The organism is Paenibacillus sp. JT31N11 (assembly GCF_056269285.1).
In genome coordinates this window covers 1512956-1527535 of sequence record NZ_JBWDNQ010000001.1, presented here as the reverse complement: position 1 = coordinate 1527535, position 14580 = coordinate 1512956, and the positions used below count along the sequence as shown (strand labels likewise).

At 56.3% G+C, this 14580-nt stretch carries 8 protein-coding genes; 1 reads left to right on the top strand and 7 read right to left on the bottom strand.

From position 1 onward, the window contains the following. Positions 1 to 320 precede the first annotated feature (320 nt). The gene (locus AC0YNV_RS06615) at positions 321 to 2582 is read left to right on the top strand and encodes a helix-turn-helix domain-containing protein (protein ID WP_475766857.1); all 2262 of its coding nucleotides are present in this window, start codon (positions 321 to 323) and stop codon (positions 2580 to 2582) included. 34 nt (positions 2583 to 2616) lie between these two features. Here the strand turns inward: AC0YNV_RS06615 and AC0YNV_RS06610 are convergent, their stop codons facing one another. The 7 genes from AC0YNV_RS06610 to AC0YNV_RS06580 form a co-directional block, all read right to left on the bottom strand. Next, positions 2617 to 3696, bottom strand: a complete 1080-nt coding sequence (locus AC0YNV_RS06610; protein ID WP_475766855.1) for a Gfo/Idh/MocA family protein — start codon at positions 3694 to 3696, stop codon at positions 2617 to 2619. Positions 3697 to 3718: 22 nt separating this feature from the next. After that, complete coding sequence (locus AC0YNV_RS06605) at positions 3719 to 6427, bottom strand: beta-N-acetylhexosaminidase family protein (protein WP_475766853.1); 2709 nt, start codon at positions 6425 to 6427, stop codon at positions 3719 to 3721. A 107-nt stretch (positions 6428 to 6534) separates the two neighbouring features. Then, a complete protein-coding gene (locus tag AC0YNV_RS06600) occupies positions 6535 to 8199 on the bottom strand; it encodes a hypothetical protein (RefSeq protein ID WP_475766851.1) in 1665 nt (554 codons plus the stop codon). 17 nt (positions 8200 to 8216) lie between these two features. Then, positions 8217 to 10454 (bottom strand): glycosyl hydrolase family 95 catalytic domain-containing protein, encoded by a 2238-nt coding sequence (locus AC0YNV_RS06595; RefSeq protein WP_475766850.1) that lies wholly within the window; start codon positions 10452 to 10454, stop codon positions 8217 to 8219. Positions 10455 to 10506: 52 nt separating this feature from the next. Next, positions 10507 to 11823, bottom strand: coding sequence for an alpha-L-fucosidase (locus AC0YNV_RS06590; RefSeq protein ID WP_475766848.1), 1317 nt, complete (start codon positions 11821 to 11823; stop codon positions 10507 to 10509). A 168-nt stretch (positions 11824 to 11991) separates the two neighbouring features. Further along, entirely contained in the window at positions 11992 to 12771 is a 780-nt protein-coding gene (locus AC0YNV_RS06585; protein WP_475766847.1) for an SDR family NAD(P)-dependent oxidoreductase, read from the bottom strand. 95 nt (positions 12772 to 12866) lie between these two features. Then, positions 12867 to 14438 (bottom strand): extracellular solute-binding protein, encoded by a 1572-nt coding sequence (locus AC0YNV_RS06580; protein ID WP_475766845.1) that lies wholly within the window; start codon positions 14436 to 14438, stop codon positions 12867 to 12869. Positions 14439 to 14580: the final 142 nt, after the last annotated feature.

The following is a 14580-nucleotide window of genomic DNA, read 5'->3' as shown; positions in this document are numbered from 1 at the left end:
ACCTCATCTTTCAGACTAAAATCTTATTTTCCGTTACTGCCAATTGCGTGCGTCACCACGCTGCGTTGGCGCTGACCGATGCCCAGGAATGCCGCGTTTACCTCCCCTTTCGCATGACCTTCATAACGCTGCGGACTGCAGCGAGCATGTACCTCGATTGTACGCACCAGGGAGCCCTGCGCCTATCGTCTATATTTCGGAATATTCTCTCTATTGCGGAAAATCCGCAAAATAGTGAAGTTTTCGTAAAAGAGAGGATCCGCAAATTTTTCTTCCTATGGTATACTTTGTACTAAATTAAGTTGAAGGGTGGGTTTTGCGTGGAGCTGATAAAACCTTTCCTGAAATTAAAAGCGAATTCGTTATTTATCAGGCTGTTCACAAGCTTCTTAATCGTGATCGTCATGCTGGTGTCCTTCAACTTCTTCTCGATGACCTTCTCCAAGAACAAGATCCACGACGAAATTATCAACTACAATATGCTGAACCTGACGACCACAACTGACAGCTATGAGAAAGAATTCGAGCTGATCCGCAACCAGCTGCTTACCTTCTTCTTCAATGAGAATGTGCAGCAGATTTATTTTGATCAGCAGGCTGTTAATTACGACACGGCAGCCAAAACGGTGCAGGACATTCGCCAAATGACCTTGAATCCCCTCCTGTACGTAAACAACGTTATTCTCTATTACAAGAAGACCACGCTGGTGCTGGACAAGAGCTCGGTATCGAAAGACAGCACGTATTTCAGCAAATTTTATGCCAGCTTCGACTACCCTTCCGAATTTTGGAGCAGACAGTTTGACAAAGACACACGCTTCGAGGTATACCCGCCCGCTTCCTTCTATGAAATCCCCTTCCAGGGCGAATACAATCCGCTGGGACAGCAAATCCCGGTCGTGGTGAAAGCAAGCCTGTATCAGGATTTCTATATGGCCGCCTTCCTGGATGTACAGAAAATGTTCCAGGCTTTTCACTTGTCCATCAACGACAACTTCTTCATCCTCGACAGCAGGGGCAGAAAGCTGTTCTCCTCCTCGTCAGCCTCCGATATCGGGTCCTTGCCGGCGTTCGATAACACGAAGACCTACCTCAAGAAGGGGAATTACTATTTCTTCTATAAGAAAGGCTCCTTATCGGGGCTTACGTATGTAAACGTCGTTCCCGATGCCTATGTGGCGTCCCAGGTACGGCTCAACGTATCGCTTGTAACCCTGCTCATTTTCACAATCGGCATCAGTATCGTCACCTCGCTATTGTTCAGCATCAGCTTCAACAATCCAATCCAGCGCATAATCCAGTCGATTAAACAGCTTAACGCGCTCGTTCCGATACGCAGCCGGATCAGTGAATTCAATACGATCAGCAGTCAGATCAACAATATTCACAAAGACTTGAACCATAAAAATTCGCAGCTGAAGAGCTTCGCCTATATCAGCAGCCTGAAAAGAATCCACAATAATATCGAGATGGACTTTACGGACCAGCCGTTTGTATTCGTGGTTTTCGAATTAACGTATATGGGGCGCAGCGGCGACTGGAAGCGGACGGAGCAAAATTGGGCGTACTATGTGAAGGAGTTTGTCGATTACAACTTCAAGCTGCATTTCCGGGATCCGCTCACCTTCCAGATCGAAACCAATCAGGTGCTGTCGTTTGTTTTTATGGATGAAACGGACAAGCCGGCGCTGCAAGGCCTGCTTGAGAAATTGAAGCAGGTGTTTGAAATCGACAAGGAGGAGGGCTTCATCACGATCGCGGTCAGCTCGCTGTATGCCCATGCGGCGCCAATGACCGAGGCGTACGAGGAAGCGCTCAGTCTGATCAGGCAGCGCAGCCTGAACGGGGATACCCAAATCATTACAAGCGGGCAAGCGGCGGAGCCTGCGCCCATGCTGCTGTCGCCGCAGCAGGAGCAGGAATTTTACTTGAATTTACAAGCCGGCAACGAGAGCGAAACGCTTCAGATCGTACAGCGTCTGCTGCTGCAGCTGAATAAACGGTCGGCTTCATCCGCCCAGTTTTACCACTTCGCGGAAGAAATTATCCAGAAAACGGTGAAGACGCTCACCAGCATGCACGTTGCCTTCCATCATCTGACGACGCCCGTCCCGCTGGAGGAACGGCTGAGCTGCTGCTACAGCTATGAACAGCTCTCTTCCTTTCTCGATGAATTTCTGAGAGCGGCGACAGAGCTGGTTAACAAGAAGAAGGGGGAGCGTGATACGATCACGGCTTTCGTGGTGGAATATCTGGAGCAGCATTACGACGGAGATATTACGCTGGACCTGATCGCCGACAAGCTCGGCATAACGAGCGGCTACTTATCGACCTACTTCAAGGATAAAACGGGGGTTAACTTCATTGACTTCCTGAACGACCTGCGGATACGCAAAGCCAAAGAAATGCTTCTTTATTCCAATTGCAAAATCCAGGAAGTCGCCCGCAAGGCGGGCTACCAGAATATGAACTCATTCAACCGGATGTTCAAGAAATTTTCCGGCATTACGCCTGGAGAATTCCGCAAATCCCCGTCGTATGGACAGGGAATCAGAGATTCAATCGTCAAAAAAGAGGCGTAATCGCTCACGCCTCTTTTACTGAAAATAGCTTTCGCTATGCAAGAGCATAGTCCTTCAAGATGTCTTTCACCTTCACAGGGGCGCCAAGCTCCATGCTTCGTTCCATGGCCGCCATAATTGCCAGCGTATGACAGCCTTCTTGCAGATCAGGCTTCGGCACCTCGCCCTTATCCAGACACTCCGCAAAATATTCAATGTAATTCTGATACTCCCCCGCATGATGGCTCTCCCGCTCGAAGCGGAAATAATACGGATGCTTGTCTTCGAACGAATGCGTAACAGCCGGCTCCGGCGGAAAATGAGTATGGTACAGAAGCTTGGAATAGACCGCGCGGCTTGTTCCCTTCGTTCCCCGCAGCGTGCAGCTGATTCCCGGATCGACGTTGCGGAGCGTCGGCTTCGTATAGGAGCCGCTCACCTGGGCGATGCGTCCCTCGGTGTCCTTCAGGAGAAATCTCATTGTATCGGGAACAGTCAAGCCGAACTCCTTGTTTGTCGTGCTGGAATGCCCATAGCCGAATACCTCTTCAATATCCGGCAAATACCAGGCAGCCAGATCCACCGCGTGAATCATGAAGTTGTACATCCAGCTGAAGCCTTGTTGCCGGCTCCAGCCCTTCTTCAGAAACCACCGGGAGTCCGAGATATAATACGTCTCGACCGTATCGATTTCGCCGTGACGGCCGGCCAGATAGTCGCTGCGCTGATGCAGCATCGGCTCGAAGAAGCGGCTGCTCTGCCCGACAAACAGATGTTTTCCGGATGCCTCCGCACTCTTGAGCAGCTCCCGGGCCTCATCCAGCGAAGTCAGCATCGGCTTCGTCACGATGACGTGCTTGCCCGCATCCAATGCCTGCTTGATATGCCGGCCATGCAGCTGGTCGGGCGTGTATATCGCGATGACATCAATATCCGGATCATTCAGCAATTCCTCATAGTCAAGGGTGTAACGGTCAAGCCCGAATTCGGCAGTGCGGGTTTTGCAGGCTTCTTCATTAATATCGCACATGTTGACAAGCTCCCAACGGTCGCTCTGGATCGCCGCTGACAGAATGCTGCGCCCTTCCCCAAGTCCTATGACGCCCAAACGGTATTTTTTTAGCATCGTGTCCATTCATCTCCATTGCGTAATAGGTTCAGCCGTACAGCCAATCCAGGGAACGGGTGCTCTCGCTTAGCGGGGATACGTCCCGCTCATTTACAGGCTGGTCGGCCGGGATGATGCCGACAATCGTATAAGCGCCTTTGCCGAGATTAAGCGTATGCCGCCCGGCTTCATACAGGAATGCATGCACGTTGACGCTCGGGTAGAAGCCCGGCTTCACACCCTTGCGCAGCAGCGGCGCGAGGCCTCCGCGGTCGTCGGCATGCGTATTCTCGTCAAGCGTCGGCACCTGCAGCCATTGCTGCTCTGCCGAGTTGAAGTACCCCACAAGCACGCGGGCGGGCACGTTTATTTCAAACTCGACGGCAATGCCCTTCTTTGCCGCCTCTTCGCGGCTGAACCGGATTCCGGTCAGTCCGCCCAGCTCCTCTGCGCAGCTTTGCGCAAACACATCCCCGTCGGTAAACAGACAGCTGTTTTTTTGGACTGTATACGTTTCGGCATGCGGAGACAGCAGCGTGAAGGCTGCCTGCCGGTACGGCTCGATTGTTTCCTCGCTTGTCACCTTCATCGGAAGCTTGCCGGCCTTCAAGTCATTCACGCGGGCGGTAAAATGGTTGAATTCGTCCTCATATACGGGGAGACAATCCGTCCAGTGCTTATACTTCTGCCCGTTCGGAACCGGAATTTTGCGGTGCGGCGTCTGCATGCTGTTCGCATACAGATAGGTTTTCCCGGTCAAGTCCGTCAGCTTCCGGTACCACTCCAGGCTTTCCTTCAAATAGACCGAAGCCTCTTCCAATATATCCACTCGCTCCGTGTAACTTCCGTTGACCGTATTTTTGAACAGCAGCACCTTGACGGCGGCCCGCACCTTGGCGCCGTATGAGGAGACCATGTATCGGATCGCCTCAATATCAGTCGCGATTCGTTCGAACTCCTCCGCGTTGCGGCTGACGTGAGAACGTGCCCGTACAATCGCCTTCCAGGCGATATCGGCAAACATCTCGGCCGCCTCTACCACATCAAGCGGCGTTTCCCCGATATGCGGCTCTCCCTTGACCTCCCTCTCGGAGTATAGCTCCAGTCTCTCGCCCTGCGGCGCATGGTCCTCCCACAGCGCCTTGTAGGGCGAGTACCGGTCCGGATTGGTCAGCTGGCTCATCGTCATGCCGAGCGACAGCGTCTGCCGGTTGCCCTCCGTAATGCCGAACCGGCGCAGCAGCCGGGGCGCGCATTCGCCAAACGCATCATAGGCTTCCAACAGAGCGGCCCCCGCTTCCCGCGAACCGAACCTGTCGGCGAGCTCATCTGTCCAGTAATACTGTTCGGTTTCCGCGTCGCGGTCCGGATTCCAGGCATATCGAGCCCAGGCGGCGTACCAGATCCAATCGCGGTCCGCCTGCTTGAGTCTTGGCGTTACCTTATCCGCGCTGTACGGCCAGTCCCAATAGAACAGCGGGTAAACATGCAGGCCGTTCGCCTGCTGCCGGTGCTTCGCCGCCTGCATGCTCTTCTGAATGAAGGATGGCGCACCGTAGCGGAACGGCTCCAGATTCGCCAGAATGTGAATGTTGACGATATGGACCGACTGCATGGAGCTGAGATTATTATGCGTCTCTACCCACCCGCCTCTCGGCGTCCAGGTCGTCAAGGATTCCCCGTTGTATTTCGCTTCGGTATACAAATTCGAGTACAGCGGCAGCGCCTCCTCGATAATCGGCTCGGCTTTGACCGCATGCGCCCTGAGAATAATCGGAGGATTCTCCTTCACGCTCACATCCTTGAGCCCCTCCTTCATTCCGGCAATGATCGTTTCCCTGAACCATTCGGAGCCGTATACGCCCCCATGAAGCGCTTCGCCCAGACAAAGCATGATGCCGACGTTCGGGAACGACCGGACGAATTCGGCGATGGATTTGCGCGTATAATCCGCGGTAATCGGGAGCGGTTTCGGCTGATGCAGATCGAGTCCGTGCTTCTCGGCAAAGGGGAGGGGAATATGAATATTATAGAAATTCAATACGACCCAAATCCCGCGTTTGTCCGCCTCGGCCGTCAGCCAATGGAACATCGAAACATTGAGCCGGTACTCCTCCTCCGTAACCTCCAGCGCCTCCGGATAGTCCTTCAGCTTCACCAGCGAAGCGAACGGGTGTCCCGACCAGATATAGACGACGTTGCTCCGCTGCCCGCAAAGCATATCCAGATAGTCCAGCCACATGTCCTTATCATAAAACCACGGGAAGCGCTCCGGCGTGATCGGGTACTCATAGGTTCGGCGCGGCGGCTCGATCAGTGTCTTCTGCAGGCCCAGCACCGGCCCGCGAAGCTTGAATTTCGGCGTTTCGCCCTGCGCGAGAAGCTCCGGAATCCGTCCGGCCCTGCGGATTTGCCGCGCCAGCTCCTGTGCGCCGTACAAAGCCCCGGTATCGCCTCCTCCCGCCACGACAACAATATTCCCCGGTAGCGTCGCCAGGTAGAAGCCTTCCTTGCCCGGCGCTTCCGAATGATAAATGAGAACCTCCTGTTCCTCCAGCGCGCGGATGAACGCCGACTCTTCCCGGCTGCCGACATAAATCTTGATTCCCTGCTGCTCCCGGTATGAATTGGCCGTCCATGGCGCGTCCGCCCGCTCTGCCCGATAGCCGCAATCCTGCAGACCTTCCGTCAACAGCTTCAAGCCGTGAATCAATCGCGGCGAAGCATTGTCCTGTACGTTCAGATATACCTTCTGCATGCCAAACCTCCAGCGTTATGATTGAACTTCCGTACCGGCCAGGATCCAATATTCGGGCCGGTTTATACGATTCCCCGCATCAGCTGCGTCTGCTCCCAACAAAATCACTATTTGGCGGTATGCACTTCGGCGTGCAGGGTCCGCCCGGTCTCATCTGCTTTGCAGAAGCGGATTTCGGTATCGCCAAACCGCTGGCACCAGCTGTCTGCTGTCCCCAGATAGGGGGCGGCAAGCTCGCGCACGTCATCGCTCAGAAAATCCCTGGCGGCAAGCCATACGCCGCCGTTTGCGAAGCGCCGGCTTTCCTTCATGGAAGCGGGGAAAAGCCACTCGGCGGCGATGACGACGGCCCCTTCCTCCGACCGGCGTCTGATTGCGGCGAGCGTACCGGCCGAGAGCCGGGAACCTGCCGCGATAATCAGCTTCGGGCTGCCAAGCTGCTCATCCTGGACATGCTCGTCGAAGACAAGGACATTGTTCACGGGATGGAACAGCGGATGCATGGATGTCTGAGGCAGCTCCGCGCAGCCGCCGGGGAGCGGATAGCTCGCCGGCGGCACCCTCATCTTCAGCTCATGACGCGGAAACGAATAACCGGGGATATGCATGCAGCTGCCGTGCGGCGGAATCGTCCCATGGCTGAGCAGATGCCATACCGCGAACAGGCTTGCCGACGTCTGCGGCGCGGCAAGCTCCCGGTTGCCGTACAAGCGGTCGTTCTGGCCGTAGTTGCTGTCCTCCGAGACAATGACTGCAATATCCGCATCGGCTTGGCTGTGCCGCCAGTCAAGCGGATGATTGGGTACATAATCCTTGACGAAACGCTCCCATACCTCGCCGAATTCCGTCAGGGCAAACCGGTTGTCCATGCGGTGCAGCAGCACGTCGACGTTCTCCGTGAAAAGATGCGTCGGGGCCATCAGGTATCCCATCCGCAGTGCCGATTCGAACTCCTCCGGCGAATGGCCGGGAAAGCCCGATATGCGGGTAAACCAATGACCGATGTCGGGTCCCCACAAATCGGCGCAGATCCACATCGGACGGCCGTATTGCTTCGCGGCCCCCAGTGCGGTTCCCAGCTGGAGCGGCTGAAACGATTCCTTCATGATCTTCGGACATACGGCCATGCCGGCCCGCGCCTTCGCATGAAACAGGACCGGAAACACATGCTCCGATACAAGCGGTGCCGCTCCGGCATCCAGCCCCTGCTCCGCCAGCAGCTGCCGGACATGCTCTGTCCGGCGGCTGACCTCTTTCACCACATGGGTATACGACTCTTCAAGTCCCATCCCGTCTGTCGCTCCCCAATGCGGGAACCAGCCGTCCTTCCGGTACTGCCTTGCATTGATTTGCAGATGCTCAGGCTCATCGTAGAGGAGCCCGATCATCCGTCCGCTCCGGGCCGCTTCCAATATGGCTTCATCCGGCACATCCCAGCGGTTCGTACCTTCCGTCCACGGACCGTTGATATTGCCGTATTCGTTGCCGAGGCAGACGTCCATACCGAGCCGGACCATGTCGCGGAGCATATCCGTATGGCCCTCCAGCCCCGGCAGCATATGGTGCACATAGAAATCCGCGCCCAAACTCTGGAGAGCCCTGACAAACTCTTCCCCAGTCGGCGCCGGATCCTGTGACAGATAAATCCTTCCCGTTCCGGTGCGCATAATCCGGTCGGAAGCCTCCCCCGCCCACGGATCCTGCCACGCCAGGACCGGACCCTGGATGCCAAGCTTTGGCCGCCGCTCCGGCTGAGACGGTAATTTCACCATAATTGTCCTCCTTCCTATTATTGGGCTGCTCCCTCGAATATCACGGTTTCGCCGGCACGAAGCGCAAGCACGATCCGCTTCTCCGCGGTCCCGGCCATAACGCCGTCCCGATGCCAATTCGCCCTGCCCTCGAACGGATTGACCAGCCGCAGCGTTTCGTCCCGTTCACTGAATACCGTGACGGTACGGACCCGACCTCCTTCCTTCAAGCCCGACAGCAGGAACGCGCCTTCCGCGCGGATGCCGGAGAACGAAGCGTCCCCGAAGCGCCGGGCGAGCCCGCTGAACACGCGTACCTCCCCCCGGACGCACTGCACATACATTTCGAGAACGGCAGCCGCTGCAGCGATTGAAGCCTCGACCTGCATGGTATCGCCGCCGGTAAATTGGCAAAATCCGTTATAATTCGCATTGTGCCGCGTCGCGTATCCCGGCATCATGTAGACGTCCCTCAGCAAATGCAGCGACATAAGCGCCATATCGGAGCTGCCAAGACGGTTGTGCAGAATGGAAGCCCATGGCATCGACCAGCCTGCCCAACGGCCCATCCCCCGATCGACCCACGACTTGTAGGAATTCGATATAAGCTCCCGCTGCTCCGGATCCGACGGATCCATCGTATCGAACGGGAATATCCCGGCAAGATGCGAATGATGGCGGTGGGATTCAGCCAGAGGCTGCCCTTCCCACAGATACAGCTCGAGGCCCGGCTTGCCCCCGAACTCCTGATACTGCCGCGGTCCTGCCGTGTATGGTGGCAGCTTCGTCCGAATGTCGGCGACGAACGCCGCATAATCCGCGTCCAGCCGGTATTTTTCCTCAAGCTCCAATAGCTTCTCGCACAGGAACCGCACATTTACGAGAAAGAAGGTGGAATTGCGTCCAAGCCCATTGGGCGATGATCCGCCGTATTCCGGGGAAACCGACACCGGAAGCGAATAACCCCCGTCTTCCTTGTCCATCATCGCATGAAACACATTGAGTGTTTTCCTCATGAACGGATACACCTCGCTGACGAGGTATTCCTCGTCGCCCGCATATCTGGCGTACTGCCACATCATCTGCGCGACCCACGAGGTGTTCGCCTGATCGATCGTGCCCGTCCACATCCCGCCGACCGGCCGCCCGCGGTCATCGACGGAATGCCCGAGCATATAGCCGTCGTCAATGCCGGCGAACTGCCTGGCATTCAACCCCAGCACGGGCTTCCAGCCGTCGATCATCCTGAAGAGCGGCTTCAGGCTGTCCAGCAGATTGGAGCCGTATGCCGGCCACAAGCATTCCTGGACATTGATATTAAAATGGTAATCGCAGCTCCAGGGAGGATTGCGGTACTCCTCGGCCCATGGACCCTGAAGCGTCGGGGCCAGCTTCCCGGGCATCGAGCATCCGAGCATCCGGTATATTCCCAAATAGTACATGTTCTCAATCTCGCGGTCCGGCAGCGCGATGTCAGCCGCCTGATCCCACAAGGCGCGCCAATGCCGCTTCGTTTCGTATAAAGCTTCTTCATAGCCGGCCCGCTTGACGGCATCCAGTTGAGACTGGGCCGCCTGGACGGCCAGTTCCGCTGTTTCCCCGTATTCGGCGGAAATTGCCAGCAGGTTTCCTGACAGCCCCGGCAATACCGCGCACGCCGGATCCTCCGGCAGCTCCTGTACCCATCCGTTCCCGTCCGGCAACTGCAGCACCCGCGGAGCCGGAATGCCAAAATCGTCGAAATAGGCCTTGACCTTCGCGAATGAATAGGATGGCATCGCCTCAACGCACTCAACCATGCCCGCGTCAGCCGTCAGCAGCAGTACCGGCCGGTCGATTGGTATGCTGATGCGGATGGTTTCCGCCTTCCCGTCCAGGAGGCAGCGAATGACTGCCTCTCCTTCATCCAGAACAAGACAGGCGGATTCAATCTTCACTCCCGGCCGCAATTTAATGTCGTACCGGCCCATCGCGAGCCTTGTCGGCCGTTTTTCTTTGCCGTTCATCTCCATTGTCGGATAGAGCCGGCGGGCACCCTCGAAGTCGCCGCTTTGCAGCAGCGTTTTCAAACGGTCGTACGTACAATCATCAGCCCGGACGGTTCCTCCGCGGTGATCCCAGTAGTCGGCCCTGTTGACGGTGAGCCTGACGGTTTGCTCCTGAAACCAGACCAAGGCGCCGAACACGCCGTTCGACAGCGGCATCCCTTCATGGCAGTGGCCAGTTGCGAGCGGCCATTGTATTTCATAAGCCGGTTTGATCGGTATGGCCTTCATGTCTCTCCACTCCCTTCCAATCCTTTCTCTGCACGACAGACGGCAGATAAGCTCAAAACAAGCCGGGCTTCAGAAACAGCTCGATCACCGGTACCGCGACATCCGGCTTCTTGACGGGAATGCTCAGCGAGACGGTCCCGGCATCCCGGCCTTCGCTGAATGCTCCCGCTGTCATCGTGCTCTGTCTTGCGCCCTGCTTCATACGGATTTCCGAAGCGTCGTTAAGCAGCTGCGCATATTCGATTTTTCCCGCCAGGCCCTTCAGATGGATCGTCTTGAACGGCCAGCTTAATACATGCAGGTAAAGCCGATTGGTCACGGGATTATATGTAAACCGGCAATCGTCTGGAGGTTCAATGCCTTCCGGTGCGGCCGTGCAGCCATAGATCGACCGGCTGTGACGTCTCATCCAGGCGCCTATTCCCTTCAACCGGTCCAGCGCCCGCTCGTCTATTTCGCCCCGTCCCGTGGGACCGATATTAAGCAGCAGATTGCCGCCCTTGCTCACGCTTTCGATCAGCATTTTGATCAGCATATCGACACTCTTCCACGACTCCTCGTCGCGGTAATATCCCCACGAGCCGCTGAACGTATGGCAAGCCTCCCAGACGACGGGACGGCCGTCCACCTTCACCCACTCCTTCGGCATGTACTGCTCAGGCGTGGTGATGTCGCCCTGAACTTCCAGCCGGTCGTTCATCAGAATGTTCGGCTGCAGTCCGCGGACCATCTGCACGAACTTCTCGCTCTGCCACTCGTTCTTGCCCTTGCCGGGGAAGCCTTCCTCGGCGGCAATGGAGAAATCGAGAAACAGCAGATCGATTTGGCCGTAGTTGGTAAGCAGCTCCCGCGTCTGCCCGAACATATAATCCACATAGCGCTGAAATTGGCGCTCCTGGTCCAGCGCAACATATTCGCTGTTATAGCGCAGCGGATGCTTGACATCGACGGTGTAATCCGGATGATGCCAGTCGAGCAAGGAGTAGTACAGGCCCGTCTTCATATTCCGGGCGCGAAAAGCGTCCACCATCGGCCTCAGCAGATCGCGCCCCGCCGGAGTGCGCGTCGCTTTGTACTCCGTCAGCTCCGAGTCCCAGAGGCAGAAGCCCTCGTGATGCTTGGTCGTCACGACGAAATAATTCATTCCCGCATCCGCCGCCGCCTGCGCCCATAGCTCGGGATCGTACAGGTCGGGGTCGAACCTCCGGAAATACTTGTCGTACTGCTCCGTGCTCATGAATTCACGCGACTTGAGCCATTCATGACGGGCGCCAAGCGTATACAAGCCCCAATGGATAAACAGGCCGAACCGGTCATGCGTGAACCAGTCGGAACGTCCGGCCGTTTCAATATTCGTACTCGCAGTCATCTTCTAATATCCTCCTTCATTGCCGCTTGTTCTGTCCTGCAGCTTTGCTTTCTTCTGATTTTCCCCAATTGATACTGCCAATACGCCGGATCCGCTTGGCCCTGCTGCCCCGTCGATGTCCATTCCAAGCCCGGGCTTCGAGCTATTGGCACAAGCAGGATGCAGAACTTATTCCGCCTTCTGCAGCGCGGACCTGCCGCCGTCGACGACAAGCGTCGTCCCGGTAATGAACGCGGCCTCGTCCGACGCCAGGAATACGGCTGCCGCCGCTACGTCCTCCGGCTGTCCGAAGCGGCCGATGGGACACGTCGCAAGCATCGCCTTCGTCTTCTCCTCGCGGTTCGCAAACTGCCGCATATGCGCTTCCGAGAGCGGCGTCTCAATAAAGCCCGGGCATATGCTGTTTGCCCGGATCCCCTGACTGCCAAAATCGACGCATATTCCGTGGGCCATCGCAATCATGCCGGATTTCGAGGAATGGTAAGGAAAATGATTTGCCTGCGTGCGGTAGGCATGCGTGGAGGAAATGTTCACGATGCTCCCGCCGCCGCTCTCCACCATGAGCGGGATGGCGTATTTGCTGCAGTACCAGCTCCCCTTCAGATTAATCTCCATAATCCGGTCCCAATCCTCATCCTCGGCCAAGACGACCGACTTCCCTCCGGATACTCCGGCATTGTTGACGAGAATATGCAGAGCGCCGTATTGATCGTACGCCGCCTGCATCAATGAAGCCGCTTCGTTCTTCCGCCGCAGATCCGCCTTGAAGAACAGCGCGCTGCCGCCGGCTGCAGCTATTTCGCCGGCAACGTCCCGACCGGCATCGGCAATGTCGTTCACCACGACATTGGCCCCTTCTGCGGCAAAGCGGAGGGCGATCGCCATGCCGATTCCGGAACCCGAACCGGTCACGACGGCCGTCTTGCGTTCCAGTCTCCCGCCGGACATAGTCTTCCACCTCTTTCTCCAGCCTTTATTTCGTCCCAAGGAGCAGGGCATCCCCCCGAATGGAGCGGATGCCCTGCTTCATCGATCGCTTCTGTTTATTTCATCGCTTTCTCATAGATGGCCATCGCCTTGTCAAGACCGACCTTGTTCAGATCGGCGAGATAATCCTTCCAGACATCATCCTTGTTGATGTCCACAACACCCATGATCGCCTTCGTCGCGAACTGGTCCGCTTCGCTCCAAACGCCGGTCATGACCGAATTCACCGTATTCGTCTCGTCCTCGGTCAGATTGGCGCTTTGCGCATACAGCGTCTCCATCGCTTTAAAGGCCGGTGCCGCCTCCTGATCAAGCTGGAAGGCGGGGTCGCCCTTCTGCGCATCGTCGTTCTTCGTCAGGTAATAGTCAAATCCGTACTGCTCGAGCACCTTCTTGCGGTCCAGACCCTCCTTGTAGACGGGAATTCCGTCCTTCATCTCGTAAGTCAGGCCCTCTACGCCCATCTGATTGAAGAGCGTGCCTTCCGGCGTCGCGGACCAGTCGAGGTATTCGAGCAGACGGTTCAGCTTATCCGGCTGATCGGCCAGCTTGCTGCTGAAGATCGAGCCGAACAGCGCGAAGTCCGGTCCCTTGAACATGACGGGCGTCCTGCCGCTTGCCTGATCCTCGACGAAGTAAGACGAATATTCCCAGTCGGCGGCCGCATTGTCTTTCTCCAGGCTGATGATTTGGCTCACCCATTGGAAATCGATGACGTCCTTGCCGTTTTGCCGGTTCTGATTGAACTGGTCTTCGGTTGCTGTGGCGAAATCCTTCTGGATCAGGCCCGCTTTGTACAGCTTCGCCAGATAAGAGAGCAGCGCCCGCTGCTTGTCGGTTGCCGGGGCAAACACGAGCTGACCGTTAAAATCGGGATCATGCCAGAAGCCGGTCCAGCCATTCGAGCCTCCGAAATCCGGCGGAATGCGGAACGTATTGCCGAACGCCATTTCCAGATTTTTGACGCCTCCGCGTACCCCGATTCCAATGAAGCCCGGATTTTGCTCCTTGATTTTCAGCAGCGCTTCGTACAGCTCATCCGTCGTTTTCGGGAAGGCCGTGATGCCTGCCTTGTCGAACACATCCTTGCGGTAAATCCAGGTCATCGGGTCGAAGGTCGTCGTAATAAACGGCATCATATACACTTTTCCATTCACATTCGTAAATTCCTGGAGCATCTGCCACTGGTCGTCGGTGTACAGCTTGCGGTAGTTCGGCAGCTTGTCGATGTAGTCCCCGATCGGCAGCAGATAACCGGCGGCAGCCCATTTCTTGACCGCATTCCATTGATTCATGTTCGGGATAAAATCGGGATAATCGCCTGATACGAACATGACATTGTACTTATCCATGCCGGCCGAAAGCGGGATCGCCTGATAATCCCATTTCATATTGAATTTCTGCCCGGTCTGTTTCGTATATTCGTTTGGAACCGAGTTTGGCGCGTATTTGGTTTGGCTGACGACCGTAAGATTGACCGTTTGGTCTGCGCTGTCCGCATTTGTGGCGGCGTTTGCCGGGCTGGTGGTTTCTCCCGTTCCGCCGTTATTCGTATTCGAGCTGCATGCGGATACTGCGATCATCGCCGACAGGGCCAGCACTGTGGTGACCCATTTCCTTTTCCTCATTGTTCTTCGCCTCTCTCTGATTGGAATGAATGCCCGACTTCCCTTTGAATGTTCCTTCCCCGCCGCCACACCGGAGTGCTGCATAATCTTGACGCGGAATCGGCGGCTCCCGCTGTAAGCGACGATCCCCCCTTTCTCCCCA

What these genes read in the sequence shown, in the direction of transcription:
- AC0YNV_RS06610 (WP_475766855.1), bottom strand. Translation starts at nt 3,696, where the DNA reads ATGGACACGATGCTAAAAAAATACCGTTTGGGCGTCATAGGACTTGGG.
- AC0YNV_RS06605 (WP_475766853.1), bottom strand. Translation starts at nt 6,427, where the DNA reads ATGCAGAAGGTATATCTGAACGTACAGGACAATGCTTCGCCGCGATTG.
- AC0YNV_RS06600 (WP_475766851.1), bottom strand. Translation starts at nt 8,199, where the DNA reads ATGGTGAAATTACCGTCTCAGCCGGAGCGGCGGCCAAAGCTTGGCATC.
- AC0YNV_RS06595 (WP_475766850.1), bottom strand. Translation starts at nt 10,454, where the DNA reads ATGAAGGCCATACCGATCAAACCGGCTTATGAAATACAATGGCCGCTC.
- AC0YNV_RS06590 (WP_475766848.1), bottom strand. Translation starts at nt 11,823, where the DNA reads ATGACTGCGAGTACGAATATTGAAACGGCCGGACGTTCCGACTGGTTC.
- AC0YNV_RS06585 (WP_475766847.1), bottom strand. Translation starts at nt 12,771, where the DNA reads ATGTCCGGCGGGAGACTGGAACGCAAGACGGCCGTCGTGACCGGTTCG.
- AC0YNV_RS06580 (WP_475766845.1), bottom strand. Translation starts at nt 14,438, where the DNA reads ATGAGGAAAAGGAAATGGGTCACCACAGTGCTGGCCCTGTCGGCGATG.